The organism is Micromonospora sp. CA-244673 (genome assembly GCF_050948395.1).
GTDB lineage: Bacteria > Actinomycetota > Actinomycetes > Mycobacteriales > Micromonosporaceae > Micromonospora.
Map to the genome: position 1 here is coordinate 1,844,833 of NZ_CP192019.1, position 19,709 is coordinate 1,864,541.

17 protein-coding genes are annotated in these 19,709 nt (G+C 71.7%); 7 read left to right on the forward strand and 10 right to left on the reverse strand.

What is annotated here, in order from left to right; translation table 11 throughout:
• Positions 1-141: 141 nt before the first annotated feature.
• On the reverse strand, positions 142-987 hold the full coding sequence (locus ACQP12_RS08825; RefSeq protein ID WP_433286497.1) for an alpha/beta fold hydrolase: 846 nt from the start codon (positions 985-987) through the stop codon (positions 142-144).
• Entirely contained in the window at positions 984-1,946 is a 963-nt protein-coding gene (locus ACQP12_RS08830) for a TIGR03557 family F420-dependent LLM class oxidoreductase (protein WP_433286499.1), read from the reverse strand. Before ACQP12_RS08830 ends, ACQP12_RS08825 begins: the two co-directional genes overlap by 4 nt.
• A 383-nt stretch (positions 1,947-2,329) precedes the next feature.
• On the opposite strand from ACQP12_RS08830, the gene ACQP12_RS08835 reads away from it, so the two are divergent.
• Both ACQP12_RS08835 and ACQP12_RS08840 read left to right on the forward strand, forming a co-directional pair.
• The gene (locus ACQP12_RS08835; protein WP_433286501.1) at positions 2,330-3,697 is read left to right on the forward strand and encodes a cellulase family glycosylhydrolase; all 1,368 of its coding nucleotides are present in this window, start codon (positions 2,330-2,332) and stop codon (positions 3,695-3,697) included.
• A 610-nt stretch (positions 3,698-4,307) separates the two neighbouring features.
• The gene (locus ACQP12_RS08840; protein ID WP_357942445.1) at positions 4,308-4,607 is read left to right on the forward strand and encodes a MerR family transcriptional regulator; all 300 of its coding nucleotides are present in this window, start codon (positions 4,308-4,310) and stop codon (positions 4,605-4,607) included.
• Between the two features lie 112 nt (positions 4,608-4,719).
• On the opposite strand, the gene ACQP12_RS08845 is transcribed toward ACQP12_RS08840, so the two are convergent.
• The 3 genes from ACQP12_RS08845 to ACQP12_RS08855 all read right to left on the reverse strand — a co-directional run bounded on the left by ACQP12_RS08845 (position 4,720) and on the right by ACQP12_RS08855 (position 7,481).
• Positions 4,720-5,946 carry an RNA polymerase sigma factor gene (locus ACQP12_RS08845; RefSeq protein WP_433286503.1) on the reverse strand — a complete coding sequence of 409 codons (1,227 nt, stop codon included), beginning with the start codon at positions 5,944-5,946 and terminating at the stop codon, positions 4,720-4,722.
• Between the two features lie 45 nt (positions 5,947-5,991).
• The gene (locus tag ACQP12_RS08850; protein WP_225853704.1) at positions 5,992-6,384 is read right to left on the reverse strand and encodes a YciI family protein; all 393 of its coding nucleotides are present in this window, start codon (positions 6,382-6,384) and stop codon (positions 5,992-5,994) included.
• 110 nt (positions 6,385-6,494) lie between these two features.
• Positions 6,495-7,481 (reverse strand): polysaccharide deacetylase family protein, encoded by a 987-nt coding sequence (locus ACQP12_RS08855; RefSeq protein ID WP_433286505.1) that lies wholly within the window; start codon positions 7,479-7,481, stop codon positions 6,495-6,497.
• Between the two features lie 349 nt (positions 7,482-7,830).
• On the opposite strand from ACQP12_RS08855, the gene ACQP12_RS08860 reads away from it, so the two are divergent.
• Positions 7,831-8,472: an RNA polymerase sigma factor gene (locus ACQP12_RS08860; protein ID WP_433286507.1), complete on the forward strand. Its 642-nt coding sequence runs from the start codon at positions 7,831-7,833 to the stop codon at positions 8,470-8,472.
• On the forward strand, positions 8,469-9,416 hold the full coding sequence (locus ACQP12_RS08865; RefSeq protein WP_433286509.1) for a CU044_5270 family protein: 948 nt from the start codon (positions 8,469-8,471) through the stop codon (positions 9,414-9,416). The genes ACQP12_RS08860 and ACQP12_RS08865 overlap by 4 nt, the downstream gene beginning before the upstream one ends.
• Before the next feature lie 55 nt (positions 9,417-9,471).
• Here the strand turns inward: ACQP12_RS08865 and ACQP12_RS08870 are convergent, their stop codons facing one another.
• The 4 genes from ACQP12_RS08870 to ACQP12_RS08885 are packed head-to-tail and all read right to left on the reverse strand — an operon-like array spanning position 9,472 to position 14,897.
• The gene (locus ACQP12_RS08870; RefSeq protein ID WP_433286511.1) at positions 9,472-11,685 is read right to left on the reverse strand and encodes an alpha-galactosidase; all 2,214 of its coding nucleotides are present in this window, start codon (positions 11,683-11,685) and stop codon (positions 9,472-9,474) included.
• Positions 11,682-12,593, reverse strand: a complete 912-nt coding sequence (locus tag ACQP12_RS08875) for a carbohydrate ABC transporter permease (protein WP_433286513.1) — start codon at positions 12,591-12,593, stop codon at positions 11,682-11,684. The genes ACQP12_RS08870 and ACQP12_RS08875 overlap by 4 nt, the downstream gene beginning before the upstream one ends.
• Entirely contained in the window at positions 12,590-13,546 is a 957-nt protein-coding gene (locus ACQP12_RS08880) for a carbohydrate ABC transporter permease (RefSeq protein ID WP_433286515.1), read from the reverse strand. Before ACQP12_RS08880 ends, ACQP12_RS08875 begins: the two co-directional genes overlap by 4 nt.
• A gap of 22 nt (positions 13,547-13,568) precedes the next feature.
• Positions 13,569-14,897: an ABC transporter substrate-binding protein gene (locus ACQP12_RS08885; RefSeq protein WP_433286517.1), complete on the reverse strand. Its 1,329-nt coding sequence runs from the start codon at positions 14,895-14,897 to the stop codon at positions 13,569-13,571.
• 279 nt (positions 14,898-15,176) lie between these two features.
• Here ACQP12_RS08885 and ACQP12_RS08890 point away from each other — a divergent pair, with 279 nt between their 5' ends.
• The 3 genes from ACQP12_RS08890 to ACQP12_RS08900 all read left to right on the forward strand — a co-directional run bounded on the left by ACQP12_RS08890 (position 15,177) and on the right by ACQP12_RS08900 (position 19,038).
• Positions 15,177-17,186, forward strand: coding sequence for a beta-galactosidase (locus tag ACQP12_RS08890; protein WP_433286519.1), 2,010 nt, complete (start codon positions 15,177-15,179; stop codon positions 17,184-17,186).
• Between the two features lie 34 nt (positions 17,187-17,220).
• A complete protein-coding gene (locus tag ACQP12_RS08895; RefSeq protein WP_357942463.1) occupies positions 17,221-17,997 on the forward strand; it encodes a DeoR/GlpR family DNA-binding transcription regulator in 777 nt (258 codons plus the stop codon).
• 102 nt (positions 17,998-18,099) lie between these two features.
• Positions 18,100-19,038: a sporulation protein gene (locus tag ACQP12_RS08900; protein ID WP_433286523.1), complete on the forward strand. Its 939-nt coding sequence runs from the start codon at positions 18,100-18,102 to the stop codon at positions 19,036-19,038.
• Positions 19,039-19,103: 65 nt separating this feature from the next.
• Here the strand turns inward: ACQP12_RS08900 and ACQP12_RS08905 are convergent, their stop codons facing one another.
• Positions 19,104-19,481: a hypothetical protein gene (locus tag ACQP12_RS08905; RefSeq protein ID WP_357942467.1), complete on the reverse strand. Its 378-nt coding sequence runs from the start codon at positions 19,479-19,481 to the stop codon at positions 19,104-19,106.
• Positions 19,482-19,709: the final 228 nt, after the last annotated feature.

Consider the following 19,709-nt stretch of genomic DNA (forward strand, 5'->3'; position numbering starts at 1 on the left):
TGCCGTCCGGAGTCGGTTCAGACGAGCAGGTTCAGCAGCACGGTCAGCACGATCGAGGCGACGATCGAGAAAAGGATCATCAGCAGGCAGCCGAGACCGCCGCCCAGGGGCCGGATCTCCGTGTTTCCGATGCGCATGGACTCACCTTCGCAGGACGGGCGCGAGCAGGTCGCGGATCGCGTCGGCGACCTGCCCGGCCGCGGTGGTGGCGACGTTGTGCGCGGCACCCGGCACGGCGGCCGTCCGGGCGTCCGGCACCAGGCGGGCGGCCTCCGCGCGCCAGCCGGCCGGAACGACCGGGTCCCGGTCGCCGGTCAGCACCAGCGTCGGCGCGGTGACCCGCACCAGGTCCGCCTCGACCGGGTTGCGCACCGAGTGGGACAGGGTGGCGAACACCCGCCACGGGCGGGCGTCGAGGACGTCGCGCAGCAGGATCGGCGCCTGCCACTTCGCCTCCCGCAGGGTGTCCAGCAGCCACCGCCCGACCTGGCCGCGCCGGGAACGGGCGGCCGGGTCGCTGGTCGGGGCGGCCAGCACCAGCGCGCTCACCAGGTCGGGGCGGCGGGCGGCGAGCGCCGCGGCCACCTCCGCGCCGAACGAGTGGCCGAGCAGGCAGACCGGCCCCAGCCGGTACGCGGCCAGCCAGTCCGTCAGGAACGCGGCGTGCCGGGTCACGTCGTACGCCGTGCCGGGGCGCTCGGTCAGCCCGAAGCCGGGCAGGTCCGGCACGTACACGGGGTGGGTGGCCGACAGGGCCACCGCCAGCGGGGTGAGGTAGCGGTGTGAGACGGCCAGGCCGTGCACCAGCACCACGGGCGGCCCGTCGCCGCCCGGGTCGGCGGACCGGCGGGTGTGCGTACGCAGGCCGTCGACCAGCCGGAACTCGCTGGTCAGGCCGGCGGCCGGCCGGGGCGCGGCCAGGGCCAGCCGCAGCTCCACCGGCCCGAAGTGCCCCGGTGGCGAGAGCCGGACCTCCCGGCCCGTCACAGCTCGCGGAGCCGGGGCAGCAGCTCCTCCTGCGCCCAGTCCAGGAACATCGGCTGGCTGTCCCCGCCGACCTGGACCAGCGCCACGTGGGTGAATCCCGCGTCGACGAACTTCTTGAACGCCTCGACGTGCCGGTCCACGTCCGGCCCGCAGGAGATGCCCTCGGCCACGTCCTCCTCGCGGACGAACTGGGTGGCCGCGGCGAAGGCGTCCGGGCCGGGCAGGTCGGCGTTGACCTTCCACCCCATACCGAACCACCGGAACTGGTCGTGCACGATCTTGCGGCACTCGGCCTCGTCCGGGCCGTAGCAGATGGCCACCTGCCCGTAGCGGGGGCGGCCCGCGCCGCCGGCCTCCTCGTACATCTCGACGAGGTGCGGCAGCGGGTCGGTGGCGATCATGGCGTCGGCGTAGTCCGCCGCGAGGGTGGCGGACTGCCGGCCCGAGGCGGCCACGGCCATCGGCACGGGGCGTTCCGGCCGGTCCCAGACGTAGGCGTCGGGCACCTCGAAGTGGTTGCCGGAGAAGGTCAGCGTCTCGCCGTTGAGCAGCGGCCGGATGATCTGGAGGGCCTCCTCGAACATCTCGTGCCGCTGCTGCACGTGCGGCCACCCGCCCACCACGTGCTCGTTGAGGTTCTCCCCGGCGCCGAGGCCGAGGGTGAACCGCCCGTCCGAGAGCACCCCGATCGTGCTGGCCTTCTGCGCCACCACCGCCGGGTGGTAGCGCCGGATCGGGCAGGTCACGAAGGAGAGCAGCTCGGCCCGGCTGGTGGCGTGCGCGACCGCGCCGAGCACCGACCAGGCGTACGGGGAGTGGCCCTGCGAGTCGAGCCAGGGGGAGTAGTGGTCGGACATGACGAGGTGGTCGAAGCCGGCGGCCTCGGCGCGGACGGCGTGGTCGACCAGCTGCTTGGGTCCGGCCTGTTCGCACATGAGGGTGTAGCCGACGTTGACCATGGCACCTCTCCTTCCGGGCGGATCGTCACCGGTTACCCCGCGCAGCGACGGTCAACCCTGGTGTCCGCTTCGGCGGCCCAGCGTCTTGACGCCGGTGGGGATGCTGCCTACAGTCCGGCTTAACCGGTTCAGACTCCGGTGGCGCAGCATCCTGTGGTGGGGATGACCGCCCCTGCGGCGGCCCGTGGCGACATGGGCCGCCGCAGGCCGTCACCCCGGACGAGGGATCTGCTTAACCGGTTGCCTTCCCCGATCCATAGCCCTACGCTGATGCGTGCGTCCGCCGGGAGTCGGGCGGCGGCTGCCGGGCTTCAGCCGCCACACCCTCGTCACCATCACCGCACCCCCACCTGGGCACGGGGGAGACCTCCCTGAGGACAGCCATGAAGAAGTTGCTCTCCGTCGCGGGCGTCGCCCTGCTGACGGTCCTCGCCGCCGTCTTCGCCTTCGGGCAGCCGGCCCACGCCGCCGCCGGGTTCTCCGTCGCGAACGGCCGGCTCTACGACGCCAACGGCACCGAATTCGTCATGCGCGGGGTCAACCACGCGCACACCTGGTACGCGCAGCAGACCAGCTCGTTCGCCAACATCAAGGCGCTCGGCGCGAACACCGTGCGGGTGGTGCTGGCCAGCGGCGACCGCTGGCCGAAGAACAGCACGGCCGACGTCGCCAACGTCATCTCGCTCTGCAAGGCCAACCGGCTCATCTGCGTCCTGGAGGTGCACGACACCACCGGGTACGGCGAGCAGAGCGGCGCGATCACCCTGGACCGGGCGGTCGACTACTGGCTCAGCATCGCCAGTGCCCTACAGGGCCAGGAGAAGTACGTCATCGTCAACATCGGCAACGAGCCGTACGGCAACCAGGGCTACGGCACCTGGGCCACCGACACGGCCAACGCGGTCAAGCGGCTGCGCGCGGGCGGCCTGACCCACACGATCATGGTGGACGCCCCGAACTGGGGCCAGGACTGGTCGTTCACCATGCGCGACAACGCCGCCTCGGTCTTCGCCGCCGACCCGCAGAAGAACACCGTCTTCTCGATCCACATGTACGGCGTCTTCGACACCGCCGCCGAGATCACCGACTACCTGGGCCGGTTCCGCACCGCCGGCCTGCCCATCGTGGTCGGCGAGTTCGGCTTCAACCACTCCGACGGCAACCCGGACGAGGACACCATCCTGGCCTACAGCCAGGCCAACGGGATCGGCTACCTCGGCTGGTCGTGGAGCGGCAACGGCGGCGGCGTCGAGTACCTCGACATGGTCACCAACTTCGACCCGAACCAGCTCACCACCTGGGGTCAGCGGATCTTCAACGGTGCCAACGGCATCAAGGCCACCGCCCGGGAGGCGTCGGTCTACGCCGGCACCTCGCCGAGCCCGACCACGAGCCCGACCACCAGCCCGAGCCCGACGACCAGCCCGACCGGTGGCCCCACCCGACCGCCGGCCGGCTGCACCGCCGTCTACACGATCGTCAACTCCTGGCAGGGCGGCTTCCAGGGCGAGGTCAGGGTGACGGCGGGCGCGGCCGCGATCAGCGGCTGGACGACGAAGTGGACGTTCGGCAACGGCCAGACCGTGAGCCAGTCCTGGAACGCCACGGTCAGCGGCAGCGGCGCGGCGTACACCGCGCGCAACGTGGACTGGAACGGCCGGCTCGGCGCCGGGGCCAGCACCTCGTTCGGCTTCATCGGCAGCTGGAACGGCAGCAACACGATCCCCGCGGTGACCTGCACCGCGAGCTGAGTGCCACCGGTGGCCGGGTCCGCACGGACCCGGCCACCACCCTTCCCGGGTACGCCCCGGCGTGATCGTTGAAGCAGGGGGCGTGCGTCTAGAAAATCTAGGTCCGAACCGCTAGACATTCTCGTCGCTCCTGGCTAATGTTCCTGTCGTTGACAGCAGAGATCAGCAAACACGCAGACGAAGCGGTACAAGACCCTGACGTAGTTCCAGGTCAGGGCAACCAGGTGGGCCGATGCAGGTTCAGGGCTCGCCTGGCAGGAGACAGTCCGCCGCACGTGGATGGGGCCATGAAGTCGCGTGGGGCTCCGGCACCGGCGGGCAGCACGACAAGCACCACAGAAATTGGAAGCAGAGGAAAGGGAGGGCCCGAACACCGTTGGATCGCCCGTCTCCAGGACGCAGTTCAGCTCTGGAGCCGGACACCGCAGTTTCCATCGAACGAGAGGTGGTCTCCGGTCACGCTTATGCGATCCTCGCACCCCATGCCGCCGACGGCGGCAGGTGCGGATACGACAACCCGACGAACTTGCCGGTAGATGGTGTTTTGACCCGTAACCCCGGGCCCCGGCGCTGAAAAGCGCCGGGGCCCTCGTCATGGAGAGGTACGTGTATGGCCCAACCCGACGACATGTTCGGTGACGACGACTACCCCGCCTACACGATGGGCCGCGCCGCGGAGATCACCGGCGCCTCGCCGGACTTTCTGCGTCGCCTCGACGAAGCGAAGCTGATCACCCCGTTCCGGTCGGCCGGTGGCCATCGCCGATACTCCCGTTACCAGCTCCGCCTCGCCGCCCGGGCCCGGGAGATGGTCGATCAGGGCACCGCCCTGGAAGCCGCCTGCCGGATCATCATCCTCGAAGACCAGCTCGAAGAAGCCCTTCGGCACAACCAGGACAACCAGCGCTGACAGCAAGCGGACGCTGCCTGATTTCATCGCCTCACGGTCCTTCTCCAGCAGAGGGACCGTTTGTCGTACCCGCTTCCCGTTGGCGTGATGTTGAGCCCGGGAGTGGGCCTGACTACTCGCCGTCGTGTGGATGGCGGGTGGCCAGGCGGGCCGCGCGCATCAGCAGGTACTCGTGCTCCGGGCGGCTGGCCGTACGGGCCGCGGCAGCCCGGTAGTGCGCCACCGCCGCGTCCCGGTCGCCGGCCATCTCGTGCAGGTGGGCCCGGGCCGCGTCGAGCCGGTGGTGCCCGGTGAGCCGGGGGTCGGCGGCCAGCGCCTCCAGGGCGGCCAGCCCGGCGGCCGGGCCGTGCACCATGGCGGTCGCCACCGCCCGGTTGAGCGACACCACCGGGCTCTCCGCCAGCCGTTCCAGCACCCCGTAGAGCGCGAGGATCTGCGGCCAGTCGGTCCGCTCGGCGGCCGGCGCCTCGTCGTGCAGGGCGGCGATGGCGGCCTGGACCTGGTAGGGCCCGACCGGCCCCCGGGCCATGGCCCGGGTGACCAGCGCGGTCCCCTCGGCGATCGCGGCGGCGTCCCACCGGGAGCGGTCCTGGTCGGCAAGGGAGATCAGTTCGCCGGACGGCCCGGTGCGGGCGGCGGCCCGGGCCTCGGTGAGCAGCATCAGGGCGAGCAGCCCGGCCACCTCGCTGTCGCCGGGCAGCAGCGCGTGCATGGCCCGGGTCAGCCGGATCGCCTCCTCGGAGAGGTCGACCCGGCGCAGGTCGTCGCCGAGGCTCGCGGTGTGCCCCTCGGTGAAGATCAGGTAGAGCACGTGCAGCACGGCCGCGAGCCGGGGCTGCCGGTCCTCCTCCGCCGGCATCCGGAACGGCAGGCCGGAGGACTTGATGCGCTGCTTGGCCCGGCTGATCCGCTGCGCCATCGTGGCCTCGGGGACGAGGAAGGCGCGCGCGATCTCGCCGGTGCTGAGCCCGCCGACCGCGCGCAGGGTCAGCGCGATGGCCGACGCCGTGGACAGCGTCGGGTGGCAGCAGAGGAAGAGCAGCACGAGGGTGTCGTCCCGGTCCGCGGTCAGCGGCTCGTCGGCGGCCGGCGCGGTCCGCCGGTCGTCACCGCCGCGCCGGGCGGCCCGGTCCTCCCGGTCCCGGCGGGCCGCCTCGCCCCGGACCAGCTCGATCATCCGGCGGTACGCGACCTGGACCAGCCAGCCGCGCGGATGCTCCGGCAGCCCCTCGACCGGCCACTGGGTGGCCGCGGCCAGCAACGCCTCCTGCACGGCGTCCTCGGCCGTGGCGAAGTCACCGAACCGGCGGGCGAGCACGCCGAGGACCTGCGGCGCCAACTCGCGCAGCAGGTCCTCGACGGTGTGGTCCGGTACGCCCAGGGGTCACAGCTCCTGCGGCGGCGCCGACATGACGGGGTGCACCTCGATCGGCATGTTCAGCGGACGCCCGCCCGGCCCGGGCGCCGTGGAGATGTGCGCGGCGATCTCGACGGCCCGCTGCGGCGTCTCGCAGTCCACGATCCACCAGCCGGCCAGGAACTCCTTGGTCTCCGCGAACGGCCCCTCGGTGACCACCGGCGCGCCGTTCTCGCCGGCCCGGACGATCCGCGCCTGCTGCGGCCCGCCCAGGCCCTCGCCCTGCACGAACTCCCCGTCGGCGACGAGCTTCGCGTTGACCTCCCCCATGAACCCGATGTGCGCCCGGATCTCCTCCGGCGTCCAGGTGTCGATCGAGGGGAAGTCGGTCCCGGCGGCGCTGAACTGCATCAGCAGCATGTACTTCACGGTTGGCTCCTCACGCCCGAGCACCGATTGTCGGTGCTTCCACCCTCCGGTAGAAGCTGCCACCCCGCTTCTCGACATCCGTCGGGAAGAAATTTCCGGCGTCAGCCGCCCGCGCAGGAGACGGTCGGCCAGGTCCGGTTGCCGTTGTGCTGGATGGTGACGCCGAAGGTGTTGCCGCTGCCGTTCGGTGTGGCGACCATCGTCTGGGCGTTGGGCCAGGTGGCGTTGACGTTCCAGACGTTGATGATCTTCGCGGGGGACGGCACGTTCATGGTGACCGTCCAGGTGTTGGAGCCGGCCACCGAGACGTTCAGGTTGTAGCGGTCGCTCCACTGCTGCCCGGCCGAGAGCGTCGCGGTGCAACTGCTTCCACCGCCACCGCCGCCACCGTCGGGCGCCACGGCGCGGCCGGTCTGCGGGGAGATCATGCCGGCGCACAGGCCGCGGCTGGCCAGCCCCTGCGCGATCCGGGGGATCGCGGCCAGCGTGTTGGCGGGCCAGTCGTGCATGAGGATGACCTGGCCGTTGGTGAGCCTCGCGTTGGCCTGCACGATCGCGTCGACGCTCGCCCCGTTCCAGTCCTGCGAGTCGACGTCCCAGATGATCTGGGTCAGGCCGTACCTCGCCAGCACCGACTGCACGGTCGAGTTGGTCTCGCCGTACGGGGGCCGGAACAGCTTCGGCGTGCCGCCGCCGGCGTTGGCGATGGCCTGCTGGGTGCGGGAGATCTCGGATTCGATCTGCGACTGGCTCAGCTGGGTCAGGTGCGGATGCGTGTAGCTGTGGTTGGCGACCCACATCCCAGCGCTGACCTGCGCCCGCACCTGGGCCGGGTTGGCCGCCGCGTACTGGCCCTGGTTGAACATCGTGGCCCGCAGCCCGTTCTGCCGCAGCGCGGTGAGCAGGGCCGGGGTGTTGTTGGACGGGCCGTCGTCGAACGTGAGCCCGACGTACCCGTTGCAGGCGGCAGCCCGGGCCGGGGCGGCCGCGACGGTGAGCGTGACGGCCAGGCTGCCTGGCGCGACCAGCGCGGCCGCGGTGAGACCCGCGGCCAGGGATCGCGGCGACGGAAGTGTTCTGCTCCACATGCGGCTGAGCCCTCCTTATGGTGGTGGGTTGGCCGGACCTTGACATCGATGGACATCGAGGTCTGTCGGCGGCGCAAGTATTTGCCCGCCGCCGACGTGGAGTCAAGAATTTCCGGAAGTGCTGCCCGCCGCTCAACCGTGACAGCGCACGCCGCGGACGCGAGTGTGCCCACTGCGGACGGCCCGGCGCCCGGAATTTCCGAGCCGATTCCGATACCACGCGGTAGGCAGGTGTGGTGGCTCTCGGTTGCTGCGCCCGGTCAGTCCTCGTCGCTGGGCCGGGACGGTTCTTGATGAAGAATCTCGTCGGGAACCGCGGCGGCCGAGCGGACAGGTGTGACATGTGGAGATGAGTGCGCGCGCCCGGATCCGCTCCGGCGACCCCGACGTGTTCCGGGAGCTGTTCGACGACCACGCCCGGTCGATCTACAACCACGGATTCCGGTTGACCGGTGCCTGGTCGGTGGCCGAGGACGTGGTGTCGTTGACCTTCCTGGAGGCCTGGCGGCTGCGGGAGCGGGTGGACGTCGACGGCGAGGCCGGTTCGCTGCGGCCCTGGCTGCTCGGCATCGCCACCAACGTCGCGCGCAACGTGCGCCGCGCCGCCCGCCGACACGCCGGGGCGCTGGCCCGGCTGCCTCCGCCGGAGGTGGTGCCGGACTTCGCCGAGGAGGTGGTCGGCCGTCTCCGGGACCGGGAACGGCTCGCCCAGGTCCGTACCGCTCTGGCCGCCCTGCGCCAGCCGGAGCGCGAGGTGGTCGCGCTCTGCGTCTGGTCCGGGCTCGACTACGCCGAGGCGGCGGCCGCGCTCGGCGTGCCGGTCGGGACGGTGCGGTCCCGGCTGTCCCGGGCCCGCGGCAAGCTGCGGAAGCTCGTCACCGCCGGGAAGCTCCAGCCGTCCGGGGAGATCCGGGAACCCGCCGTGAGCCGTGGACAGATACCGGTCGACCGCACGATCGCGGTCCGGTTCGCTCAGGAGAAGGCCCGATGAATGCCGACGCGAGAGACGTACGTAGCGATCTGGCCGGCCTGCTGCCGGCCCCGGCGGAGCGGGACCTGCCGGGCGACCGCCATCGGTTGATCCAGGAGTTCGTGATGACCCAGATCCACCCTCACCGACCCCCGGCTGGGCGGGTTCCACGGCGCCGACCGCGGCGCCGGCTGATCCTGGCCTCGGCGTTGACCGCGGCCGCCGCGGCGACCGCCGCCGTGGTGGTGATCGGTGCCGCCGGCCCCGAAGCTGCCGCCCCGATCGCTGGGGGCCGTTCCGCCCCGGTCGGGACGGGCCCGGCCGGCCACCAGATCCTGCTCGCCGCCGCAACCACCGCGGGAAGGACCCCGGCCGGTTCCGGTGCCTACTGGTACCTGCGGACCGAGGCCCCCGACTGGCGGTCGGAGAGCTGGACCCGGCGTGACGGCCGGACCTGGGTACGCGGCGGCAAGACCGGCGGCAAGGTTCTCGAACTGGCCGGACCCGTACCGTTCCGCCTGGGTGGCCCCCAGGTCAGCTTCGACGAACTTCAGCGGCTACCGACCGAGCCGGCGGCGCTGAAGGAGCGGATCGGCGAGCTCGTGCGCGACAGCGACATCCGGACGAGCGCCGGCCGGCCGGACGCGGCCATGCGGGAGCAGATGGTCTTCGACGGACTGCTGTCCCTGATCGCGCAGTTGCCCGCGCCTCCCAAGGTCCGCGCCGCCGCCTTCCAGGCCGTCGGTGGGTACCCCGAGGTGACCAGCACCGGGGCGACCGAGGGCGGGGAGGGCCTGCTGATCCGCCTGGACGCGGACTGGGCGGCCCGGCTGGTGGTCGACCCGGCCACCGCCCGCATCCGCAGGACCAACTTCTTCGTCACGGCCGACGGGGCCCGGATCACGGCCCCGGAGGGCAGGATGTTCACCCTCACCACCGAGTGGACCGATCGCCCGCCCGCCTGACGATGGGCTCCGGGTGCGGGTGTCGTCCCCCGGCTTCGACACCCGCACCCGATCCTCACTCGACCGAGCCGACCTCCAGCAGCAGCGCCTGCTCCGGGTGCAGGGCGGGCAGCTGAAGTCCCACCGAACCCAGCACCGACCCGCTCAGCGTCACCCCGCCGCCCGTGGCCAGCCAGGCCGGCGGCGCCAGTTCCAGCAGTGCCGGTTCCGGCACCCCGGCTGGCGGCCGCACCCGGTAGCGCCGCGCCGGGTCCAGCCCCGGCAGCCGCACCACGCCCGGCACCTGCGCCACCGACGTGGTCAGCCGGGACACCGCGTACACCGCGTGGGAGCCGTCGTGGGCGACCACGCCGTGGGCCTGGACGGCCGGGTCCGGGTGGTCGACCCGGACCACCCGGCCACCGTGCAGCAGCGGGCGGAGCCGCTTGTGCAACGCCACCCAGGCGGCGAGTTCGGCCCGCTCGGCCGCGCCGATCCCGCTGATGTCCCACTCGATGCCGTGGTGACCGAAGAGCGCCGTGACCGCCCGGAAGCCCAGGTCGTGCACCCGGTGGGTGGTGTGCGAGCGCTCCGGTCCGATGTGGGTGCCGACCAGCTCCGGCGGCAGCAGCAGGCCGGTCCAGCGCTGGATCGACAGCCGCTCCAGGGCGTCGTTGCAGTCGCTCGCCCAGACCCGGTCGGTGCGGCGCAGGATCTCCAGGTCGATCCGGGCGCCACCGGAGGAGCAGCTCTCGATCTCCACGCCGGGGTGCCGGGCGCGCAGGTCGTCGAGGAGCCGGTAGACGGCGACCGTCTGCGCGTGCACGCCCGGCCGGCCGCCGTGCCCGGCCTCGGTGAGGTCCCGGTTGTGGTCCCACTTCAGGTACGCGATGCCGTCGTGCTCGCTCAGCACGGCGTCCAGCCGGCCGAGCAAGTGCGCGTACGCGTCCGGGTGCGCCAGGTCGAGCACCTGCTGGTGCCGCCACTCGGGCGGCAGCCGGCCGGGTGCCTGGAGCGCCCAGTCCGGGTGGGCCCGGAACAGGTCCGAGTCCGGGTTGACCATCTCCGGTTCGACCCACAGCCCGAACTGCATGCCGTGCTTGCGGACGTGGTCGATGAGCGGTTGCAGCCCGCCCGGCCAGACCTCGTCGTCGACCCACCAGTCGCCGAGCCCGGCCCGGTCGTGCCGCCGGCCGCGGAACCAGCCGTCGTCCAGCACGAAGCGTTCCACGCCCACCTCGGCGGCCCGGTCGGCCAGACCCTTCAGCCGGTCCAGGTCGTGGTCGAAGTAGACCGCCTCCCACACGTTCAACGTCACCGGGCGCGGGCCGCGCGGGTGCTCCGGGCGGGCCCGCAGGTGGGTGTGCAGCACGTCGCTGAGCCCGTCCAGTCCATCGGCGGAGTGCACCGCGTAGAGCAGGGGAGTGGCGTACTCCTCGCCCGGCCCGAGCACGATCTCGCCGGGGGCGAGCAGCTCACCGCCGCCCAGGGTGGCCTCGCCGGTCGGCCGGCGCTCGGCCACCGTGACGTGGTCACCGCTCCACGCCGTGTGCACGGCCCACACCTCGCCGTGCCCGAAGCCGAACCCGGCGGTGCCGGCGACCAGCAGCAGGGTGGCGTCGTGCCCGGTCCGGCCGTGCCGCCCCTCGCGCACCCAGGCGCCCATCGGCCACGGGTGCCGCTGCGGCGTGCGCTCCCGGCACCAGCGACCGGTCAGGTCGAGCAGTTCGGTGGCGACCGCCGGCACCGGCAGCACCGGCGTCAGCTCGCGTACCTCGTAGGGCCGGTCGCCGTCGTTGCACAGCCGGTGCCGCACGGTGAGCAGCCCCGCGGCGGTCAGGGTGATCTCGACGGTCAGCGACAGCCCGGCGCCCGGGTCCGCGGCCCGCACGGTCACCCGCGCGGCCCCGGCCCCGCCGCGGTCCCGCTCCTCCTCGGATACGCGGACAGCCTCCCCGCCTCCGGTCACGCGGCCCGGTTCCGGGGCGTCGTCGGCGACGTCCACCCCGGCCAGGCGGAAGGCGGTCGACCAGTCCCGGCCGTCCCGGTGCCCGGCCAGGCCCGGGCGGCCGCTCCAGCCGGCGCTCGCCTCGGGCAGCAGCGACAGCACGGTCGGCGCGTCGAAGCTGCTCGGCACCACCGGCGGGACGGTGGCGTCGACCAGCGCGGGCAGGTCGTCGGCGGTCAGCGGGCCCAGGTCGGCGCCCCAGTGCACGACCCGGGGCAGGCCGGGGCCGCGCGCGTCGAGCACCAGGCTGGCCCGCGCGCGGCGCAGGTGGACGATGGTCATCCCTTGCTGGCTCCCAGGGTGAGGCCCCGGACGAACTGCTTCTGCAACAGGAAGAAGATCACCAGGGTGGGGATGGCGACCAGCACCGAGCCGGCCGAGACGAGGTTGTTGTCGGTGAAGAACTCGCCGCGCAGGTTGTTCAGCGAGCTGGTCACCGGGAACTTGTCGCCGGTGCGCATCAGCACGGTGGCCCAGAAGAACTCGTTGTAGATCCAGGTCACCTCCAGCGTCGCCAGCGCGGCCAGGGCCGGCCGGCACAGCGGCATGGTCACCTGCCAGTACTGCCGCCAGACGCTGGCCCCGTCCACCATGGCCGCCTCGTACAGCTCGTGTGGCAGGGCCTTCATGTAGTTGCTCAGCACGAAGACGCAGAAGCCGCACTGGAAGGCGACGTTGACCAGGATCAGCCCCCAGTAGCTGTCGTAGAGCAGTTCCGAGTCGCTCAGGAAGGCCGGCAGCGGGATCTCGGTGAACATCCGGAACAGCGGGATGAGCAGGGCCTGCTGCGGCAGGAGGTTCGCCGCCGTGAAGAGGCCGAGCAGCGCGATGTTGAACTTCCAGCTGAACCGGGCGATCACGAACGCCACGCACGAGGCGAGGAAGAGGGTCAGCAGCACCGCCGGCACCGTGATGTAGACCGAGTTGAGGAAGTGCTTGCCGAACTCGGCGGTCCGCCACGCGGTGACGTAGTTGTCGAGGGTCCAGCCGCCGAGCGAGACGTAGCCGTGGGTGGCCGTGTACTCGTACGAGCGCAGCGAGGTCAGCACCGCCCAGAGGATCGGGAAGAGCCAGCCGACCGCCACGGCGGCGAGGAAGACGTGCAGGACCACCCGGGCCGGCCGCAGCGGCCGGCGGCGGGCGGGCGGCGCCGCGGTGTCGTTGGCGCGGGTCAGGGTCGCGCTGCTCATCGCCGGTCCTCCCGCATCACGGTGAACAGGTAGAGGGTGATGAAGACCAGGGAGACGACCAGCATGATGGTCGCCAGCGCCGAGCCGAAGCCGATCCGGCTGGCCTCGCCCACCACGTTCTGGGTGACCAGGGCGGAGATCAGCTCCAAGCCGTTGCGGCCCTTGTTGATGACCCAGACCAGGTCGAAGGCGCGCAGTGACTCGATCACCGTCACCACCAGCACGATGATGTTGATGGGTCGCATCACCGGGAAGACCACCCGGAAGAACGTGCTGGCCTCGGAGGAGCCGTCCACGGCCGCGGCCTCGCGCAGCGACGGGTCGACGCCCTTCAGGCCGGCCAGGTAGAGCAGCATGATGTAGCCGACGTGCCGCCAGCCGGCGGCGAACAGCACCGCCCAGATGTTGACGTTCGGGTCTCCGTACCAGTCGGTCTGGGTGCCGAGCAGCGCGTTGAGCAGGCCCTGGTCGCGGCTGTAGATGAGCTGCCAGACGAAGCCGATCAGCGCCAGCGAGAGCACCACCGGCAGGTAGAGCGCGGTCTGGTAGAACCGGCTGCCGCGCAGCTCCTTGTCCAGCAGCACGGCGAGGAACATCCCGAACGGGGTGGCCACCACGAACAGCGCGGCCAGCCAGAGCAGGTTGTTCTGCACGGCCGGCACGAACGGCGGGTAGATGTTGACCACGTCGTCGTAGTTCTTCAGACCGACCCAGTCGATCTCGCCCAGCGGGCCGATGCCGTCCCAGTTGGTGCCGGAGAGCAGCACGGTCGCTCCCGCCGGCAGCCAGACCAGGCCGACGACGAGCAGCAGGGGCACCAGCACCATCAGCGTGATCACCACGCGGTCGGTGCCGGACAGGAGCCGTAGCCGGCGGCCGCGACCACGGGTGGTGGTGGTCGCGGCCGGCGGCGGCACGGCGCGATCCGCTTGGATCAGGGGCAGGTCGGACATGGCTGTCCTCCCCCTTCCGCCGTCAGCTGGTGAAGATCGACTTCTTCTGGTTCTCGATGCTGGTGAGCAGCCCGCCGATGTCCTTCGGGTCCTTGATGAACTGCTGCAACGCCGGGATCATGACGGTCGAGGCGAAGTCCGGCCGGGTGTCCCGGTCGAGGAACTGGGCGATCTCGGTGGCCGAGCCGACCAGTTCGGCGGCCTTCTTCTTCAGCGCGGTGTAGCCGCTGGTGTCCCCGCCCGTGTTGGCCACCAGGGTGCCGGGGTCGCCCTTCACCATGATGTTCGCGGCGTCGACGCCGCCGATGTACTCCAGCAGCTTCTTGGCGTTGGCCTCGGACTTCGGCTTGCGGGCCATCATGTAGCCGTCGATCGGCGCGTCCAGGGCCTTGGCCCCGATGGTGGAGTCGATCTCGGGGAACGTGAAGAAGTCGATGTCGTCCTGCTCGTTCTCGTTGAACTGCTGGGCGACGAAGAGGCCGAGCAGGTACATGCCGCTCTTCTTCTGCTGCAGCGACTGGGCCGCCTCCTGCCAGGTCCGGCCCAGGGCGTCCGGCTGGTGCAGCGGCAGCAGGCCCGCCCAGGTGTCGAAGACCTTCTTCACCTTGTCGGAGGTCCACGCTTCCTTGCCGGCCATCAGGTCGACGTGGAACTGGTAGCCGTTGATCCGCAGGTTGAGGATGTCGAAGGTGCCCATCGCCGGCCAGCCGTCCTTGTCGGCGAAGGCGATCGGGTTGAGGCCGTCCTTCTTCATCTGCGCGCCGAGCGTGTTGAACTCGTCGAGCGTCTTCGGCACCTGGTAGCCGCGCTGCTGCCACACCGACTTGCGGTAGAAGACGGCCCACGGGTAGTAGGACGCCGGCACGAAGTACTGCTTGCCGTCGTCGCCGGTGGACGCCTTCTTGAACGCGTCGGAGAACCCGGAGAGCTTGCCCCAGACGTCGCTGACGTCGCCGGCCAGGCCCTTGGCGGCGAAGAACCGCATCCGGTAGCCGGCGAACCAGGTGAACACATCGTCCGGCTTGCCCTGCAGGTAGTTGTTGATGTTCTCCTGGAACGTGTTGTGGTCGACCGTGTTGATGCTGGCGGTGACCCCGGACTTGCTCTGGAAGCCGGCCGCCAGCTTGGCGAGGACGTCCTTCGGCGTGGGGTCCGAGGCGTTCGAGCCGATCGACACGGTCTTCGAGCCGGCGCCGGAGTCGGAGTCGGAGCCGCAGCCGGCGAGCAGTCCCGTGCCCAGCAGCGTGCCCGCGCCGGCCGCGCCGGCGAGCAGCGAGCGGCGGTTCAGGCCGGCGACGGACGGGGGTACGAGTCGGGCGAGGTACTCGGCTTCGGTACGGGGACGGGACATTGTGCCTCCTGCGTGGAAGAGGTGCGCTGCGCCCAAGGGCCGTGATCGGTGGCGGGGATAGGTGTTCATGCCGGCCGGCGTAGATCCACCGTGAATCCACACGTCCGAACACAAACAGCCGGTGGCGGTTGAAGCTACCCCTTGCTTCGGCGCTGTCAAGAGGTCGGAAGGACAGCGATAACCCAGTTGTGACAACGGCGGGACAAGGTAAACGTTGGAATTTCTGTCGATGTTGGAAAGTGTTGACTTGGGTGGCGTTCGGCGGCACTCTCTGCTGTCATGCGGAACTGGCACGGCGAGCAGATCTGGTACGGCGCCGACTACAACCCGGAGCAGTGGCCCGAGGAGGTCTGGGTCGAGGACGTCGAGCTGATGCGCCGGGCCGGGGTCAACCTCGTCTCGGTCGGGATTTTCTCCTGGGCCCTGCTGGAACCCGCTCCCGGCCGCTTCGAGTTCGGCTGGCTGGACCGGGCGCTCGACCTGCTGCACGCCGGCGGGATCAGCGTCGACCTCGCCACCGCCACGGCCAGCCCACCGCCCTGGCTGGCCCACCGCCATCCGGAGACGTTGCCCCGCCGCGCCGACGGCACGATCCTCTGGCCCGGCGGGCGGCAGGCGTACTGCCCCACCTCACCGGTGTTCCGGGAGCGCTCGCTCGCCCTGGTCGAGGCCGTCGCCGGCCGGTACGCCGACCACCCGGCCGTCGTCATGTGGCACGTCTCCAACGAGTTGGGCTGCCACAACGTGCACTGCTACTGCGACGTCAGCGCCGAGGCGTTCCGCGGCTGGCTGCGCGAGCGCTACGGCGACCTGGACGCCCTGAACGCCGCCTGGGGCACCGCGTTCTGGAGCCAGCGCTACCACGACTGGGCCGAGGTCAACCCACCGCGGAGCGCCCCGACGTTCGCCAACCCCACCCAGCAGCTGGACTTCCTGCGCTTCTCCTCCCACGAGCAGCGCGCCCAGCTGCGCGCCGAGCGGGAGGTGCTGACCCGGCTCACCACCCAGCCGGTCACCACGAACTTCATGATCGGCACTGGCATCAAGTACCTCGACTACCACTCGTGGGCCGCCGACGTGGACCTGGTCGCCAACGACCACTACCTCACCGCCGCCGACCCGCAGCCGCAGGTCGGGCTCGCGCTGGCCGCCGACCACACCCGGGGCGTCGCCGGCGGCGGTCCCTGGCTGCTCATGGAGCACTCCACCAGCGCCGTCAACTGGCAGCCGCGCAACGTCGCCAAGACCCCCGGGCAGTTGCGCCGCAACAGCCTCGCCCACGTGGCGCGCGGCGCCGACGGGGTGCTGTTCTTCCAGTGGCGGGCCTCCCGTGCCGGCGCCGAGAAGTTCCACTCCGCGCTGGTCCCGCACGCCGGCCCGGAGACCAAGGTGTTCCGCGAGGTCTGCCGGCTCGGCGCGGACCTCGCGGCCCTCGCCGAGGTGCGCGGCAGCCGGGTCGACGCCGACGTCGCCGTCCTCTTCGACTACGAGGCCTGGTGGGGCGCCGAACTCGACTCCCACCCCAGCGTCGACGTGACCTACGCCGACCGGCTCACCGCGCTGCACGGCGCGCTCTGGCGGGCCGGGGTCACCGCCGACGTGGTGCACCCGTCCACCGACCTGTCCCGCTACCGGCTGGTCCTGGTGCCCACCCTCTACCTGGTGCGCGACGCTGACGCCGACGCGCTGCGCCGCTACGTCGAGGCGGGCGGGACCGCGCTGGTCACCTACTTCAGCGGCATCGTCGACGAGCACGACCACATCCGGCTCGGCGGCTACCCGGGCGCCTTCCGCGACCTGCTCGGCGTACGCACCGAGGAGTTCTTCCCGCTCCGGGAGGGCGAGTCGGTCCACCTCGACGACGGCACGACCGCCGACGTGTGGACCGAGTGGCTGCACACCGAGGGCGCCGAGGTGCTCGCCGTGTACGCCGACGGGCCGCTGCCCGGCGTGCCGGCGCTGACCCGGCACGCCGTCGGCGCGGGCGCGGCCTGGTACCTCGGCACCCGGCTCGACCAGGCGGCCACCGACCGGCTGGTCGCCCGGCTGCTCGCCGAGGCCGGCGCCGGCCCGGCCGTGCGGGCGCCGGAGGGGGTGGAGGTGGTCCGCCGCCGGTCCGGCGACCGGAGCTGGCTGTTCGTCATCAACCACACCGGGGTCGAGGCCCGGCTGGCGGCCACCGGGGCTGAACTCCTCGGCGGCGGCCGGTGCGACGGCGAGCTGGTGGTTCCGGCGGGGGAGGTGGCGGTGGTCCGCGAGGAACCCTCGGCCCGTCCCGAGGCCGCCTGATCCCGCGTACCGTGCCGCGCCTGAAGGAGGTCCGATGCTCGCCCAGCAACGGCAGAGCGCCATCCTGGAGCTGATCCGCCAGCGCGGCGGCGTCCGGGTCAGCCACCTGGTCAGCCGCTTCGGGGTGTCGGACATGACCATCCGGCGGGACCTTGAGGTGCTCGCCGAGCGGGGCCTGGTCGACAAGGTCCACGGGGGAGCGACGCTGGCCGGCCCCGGCTCGGCCGAGGAGCCGGGCTTCGCGGCCAAGTCGATCCGGCAGCAGGCCGAGAAGCGGGCCATCGTCGAGCGGGCCGCCGGCCTGGTCGAGCCCGGCATGGCCATCGCGCTCTCCGCCGGCACCACCACGGCCGCCCTGGCCGCCCGGCTCGCCGACGTGCGGGGGCTGACCGTGGTCACCAACTCGATCCCGGTGGCCGACGCCCTCTACCAGAACCCGCGCGCCGACCAGACCGTCGTGCTCACCGGCGGCATCCGTACACCCTCCGACGCGCTGACCGGGCCGGTGGCCGAGGCGGCCATCGCCGCCCTCAACGTCGACCTGCTCTTCCTCGGCGTCCACGGCATGAGCCCGCGTACCGGGTTCACCACCCCCAACCTGCTGGAGGCGGCCGTCAACCGGCGGCTGATCGGCGCGGCCCGGCGGCTCGTCGTGCTCGCCGACCACACGAAGTGGGAGACCATCGGCATCGCCACCATCGCTCCCCTGGAGGACGCCGACCTGCTCGTCACCGACGCCGGGCTGCCACCGGAGGGGCGCCGGCAGATCGGCGAGCAGGTGGGTGAGCTGGTCGTGGTCGACGTCGACTGACGGCCCTGACTTTCAGGCACTTCACAGGCGCCCAGGTTAGGGTCCCCTTCGTGGCCCTTGCGCTCCAGGGTGGAGCGCGCCGACGGTGGAAGCGGAGTGGCGATGGTCTTCAAGAAGATGTTGAGCGCGTTCGGCGTGGGCGGCCCGAGCGTCGACACCGTGCTGACCAACCCCAACACCCGGCCGGGCCTGACCCTGGACGGGCACGTCAACCTGGTCGGCGGCGACGCGCCGGCCAGCATCGAGCAGATCACCGTCGGCCTGGTCACCCGGGTCGAGATCGAGAGCGGCGACACGGAATACGCGGGCGTCATGGAGTTCCACCGGATGTCGGTGAGCGGCCCCCTGCAGCTGGCCCCGAAGCAGCAGCTGTCCATCCCGTTCCAGCTCCCGGTGCCGTGGGAAACCCCGGTCACCGACGTGTACGGCCAGCGGCTGCACGGCATGACCATGGGCCTGCGCACCGAGCTGGCGGTGGCCCGGGCCGTGGACAAGTCCGACCTGGACCAGGTCGCCGTGCACCCGCTGCCCATCCACGAGCGCATCCTCGACGCCTTCCAGGCCCTCGGCTTCCGCTTCAAGCACGCCGACCTGGAGCGCGGCCACATCCGCGGGGTGCAGCAGACGCTGCCCTTCTACCAGGAGATCGAGTTCCACGCCGCACCCCAGTACGCGCAGGTGACCAACGAGGTCGAGCTGACCTTCGTCACCAGCCAGCAGGGCGTCGAGGTGATCCTGGAGTGCGACAAGCGCGGCGGCTTCCTGACCCCCGGGCACGACGCCTTCGGGCGCTACGCCGTCCCGCACAGCGACGCGGGCCGCACCGACTGGGTCCAGGTCGTCGACGGCTGGCTGCGGGAGACGACCTCGCGCTACGGCAACCTGCGCGCGCACGGCTTCGGTGCCCCGCGCGGGCACCACGGCCACCGTGGCTCCGGCATGGTGGCGGGTGCCGCGCTCGGTGTGGCGGGCGGCCTGGTCGCCGGTGAGCTGATCGAGGACGCCTTCGAGGGCGACTTCGGGGACTTCGGCGGGGAGTGACCACACGCGACGATGCCCCCGGGGGTGAATCCCCGGGGGCATCGTCGTCTCAGGAGTGGCTCCGGTCAGTGCCGGGCCTTGCGCTCCTCACCGCTGCGGAAGTTGCTTCCGGCCTTGGCCAGACCGCGGCTACCGAGGTAACCGATGGTCAGCAGCGTGATGAAGAACCAGGCTTGCGGTGCGCGGAAGATGTCCACCCCGACCGAGTTCTTGCCGACCAGGTAGGACGCCACCAGCACGGCTGCCACGGACGCGACGTAGACCCAGAATTCGGTCGTCGCGAACGACGGCTTGGTCTCCGTGCCGGGCGACTGGATCGCCTGCCGGTGACCGTCCTGCATCATCGGCATCGGGCGGGTCGGCGTCTCCTGCATCCCGGCCCGGTTGGACATGTCCTGTGCCGGCCGGTTCATCGGCCTCGCGGATGCAGCCTGCGTGCTCATCTGGTCCTCCTCAGGATTTGATGAGTCGTTCTCTGCACACCACCCGCCCCGCTGCCGCAGGTCGGCCACGGCACGGTTCGCGCACTGTGGCGGGGGCACCCTCCGTCTACCCCTGGCCCCGGCGAGGTAACGCCGCCCCGCGGCCGAATAGGAGCACTCGCCGGGCTCACCGGAACCCGACATCCGGGCAGGTAACCGGCGCCGCTGCCGGCCGGGCGGGCCGGCCGG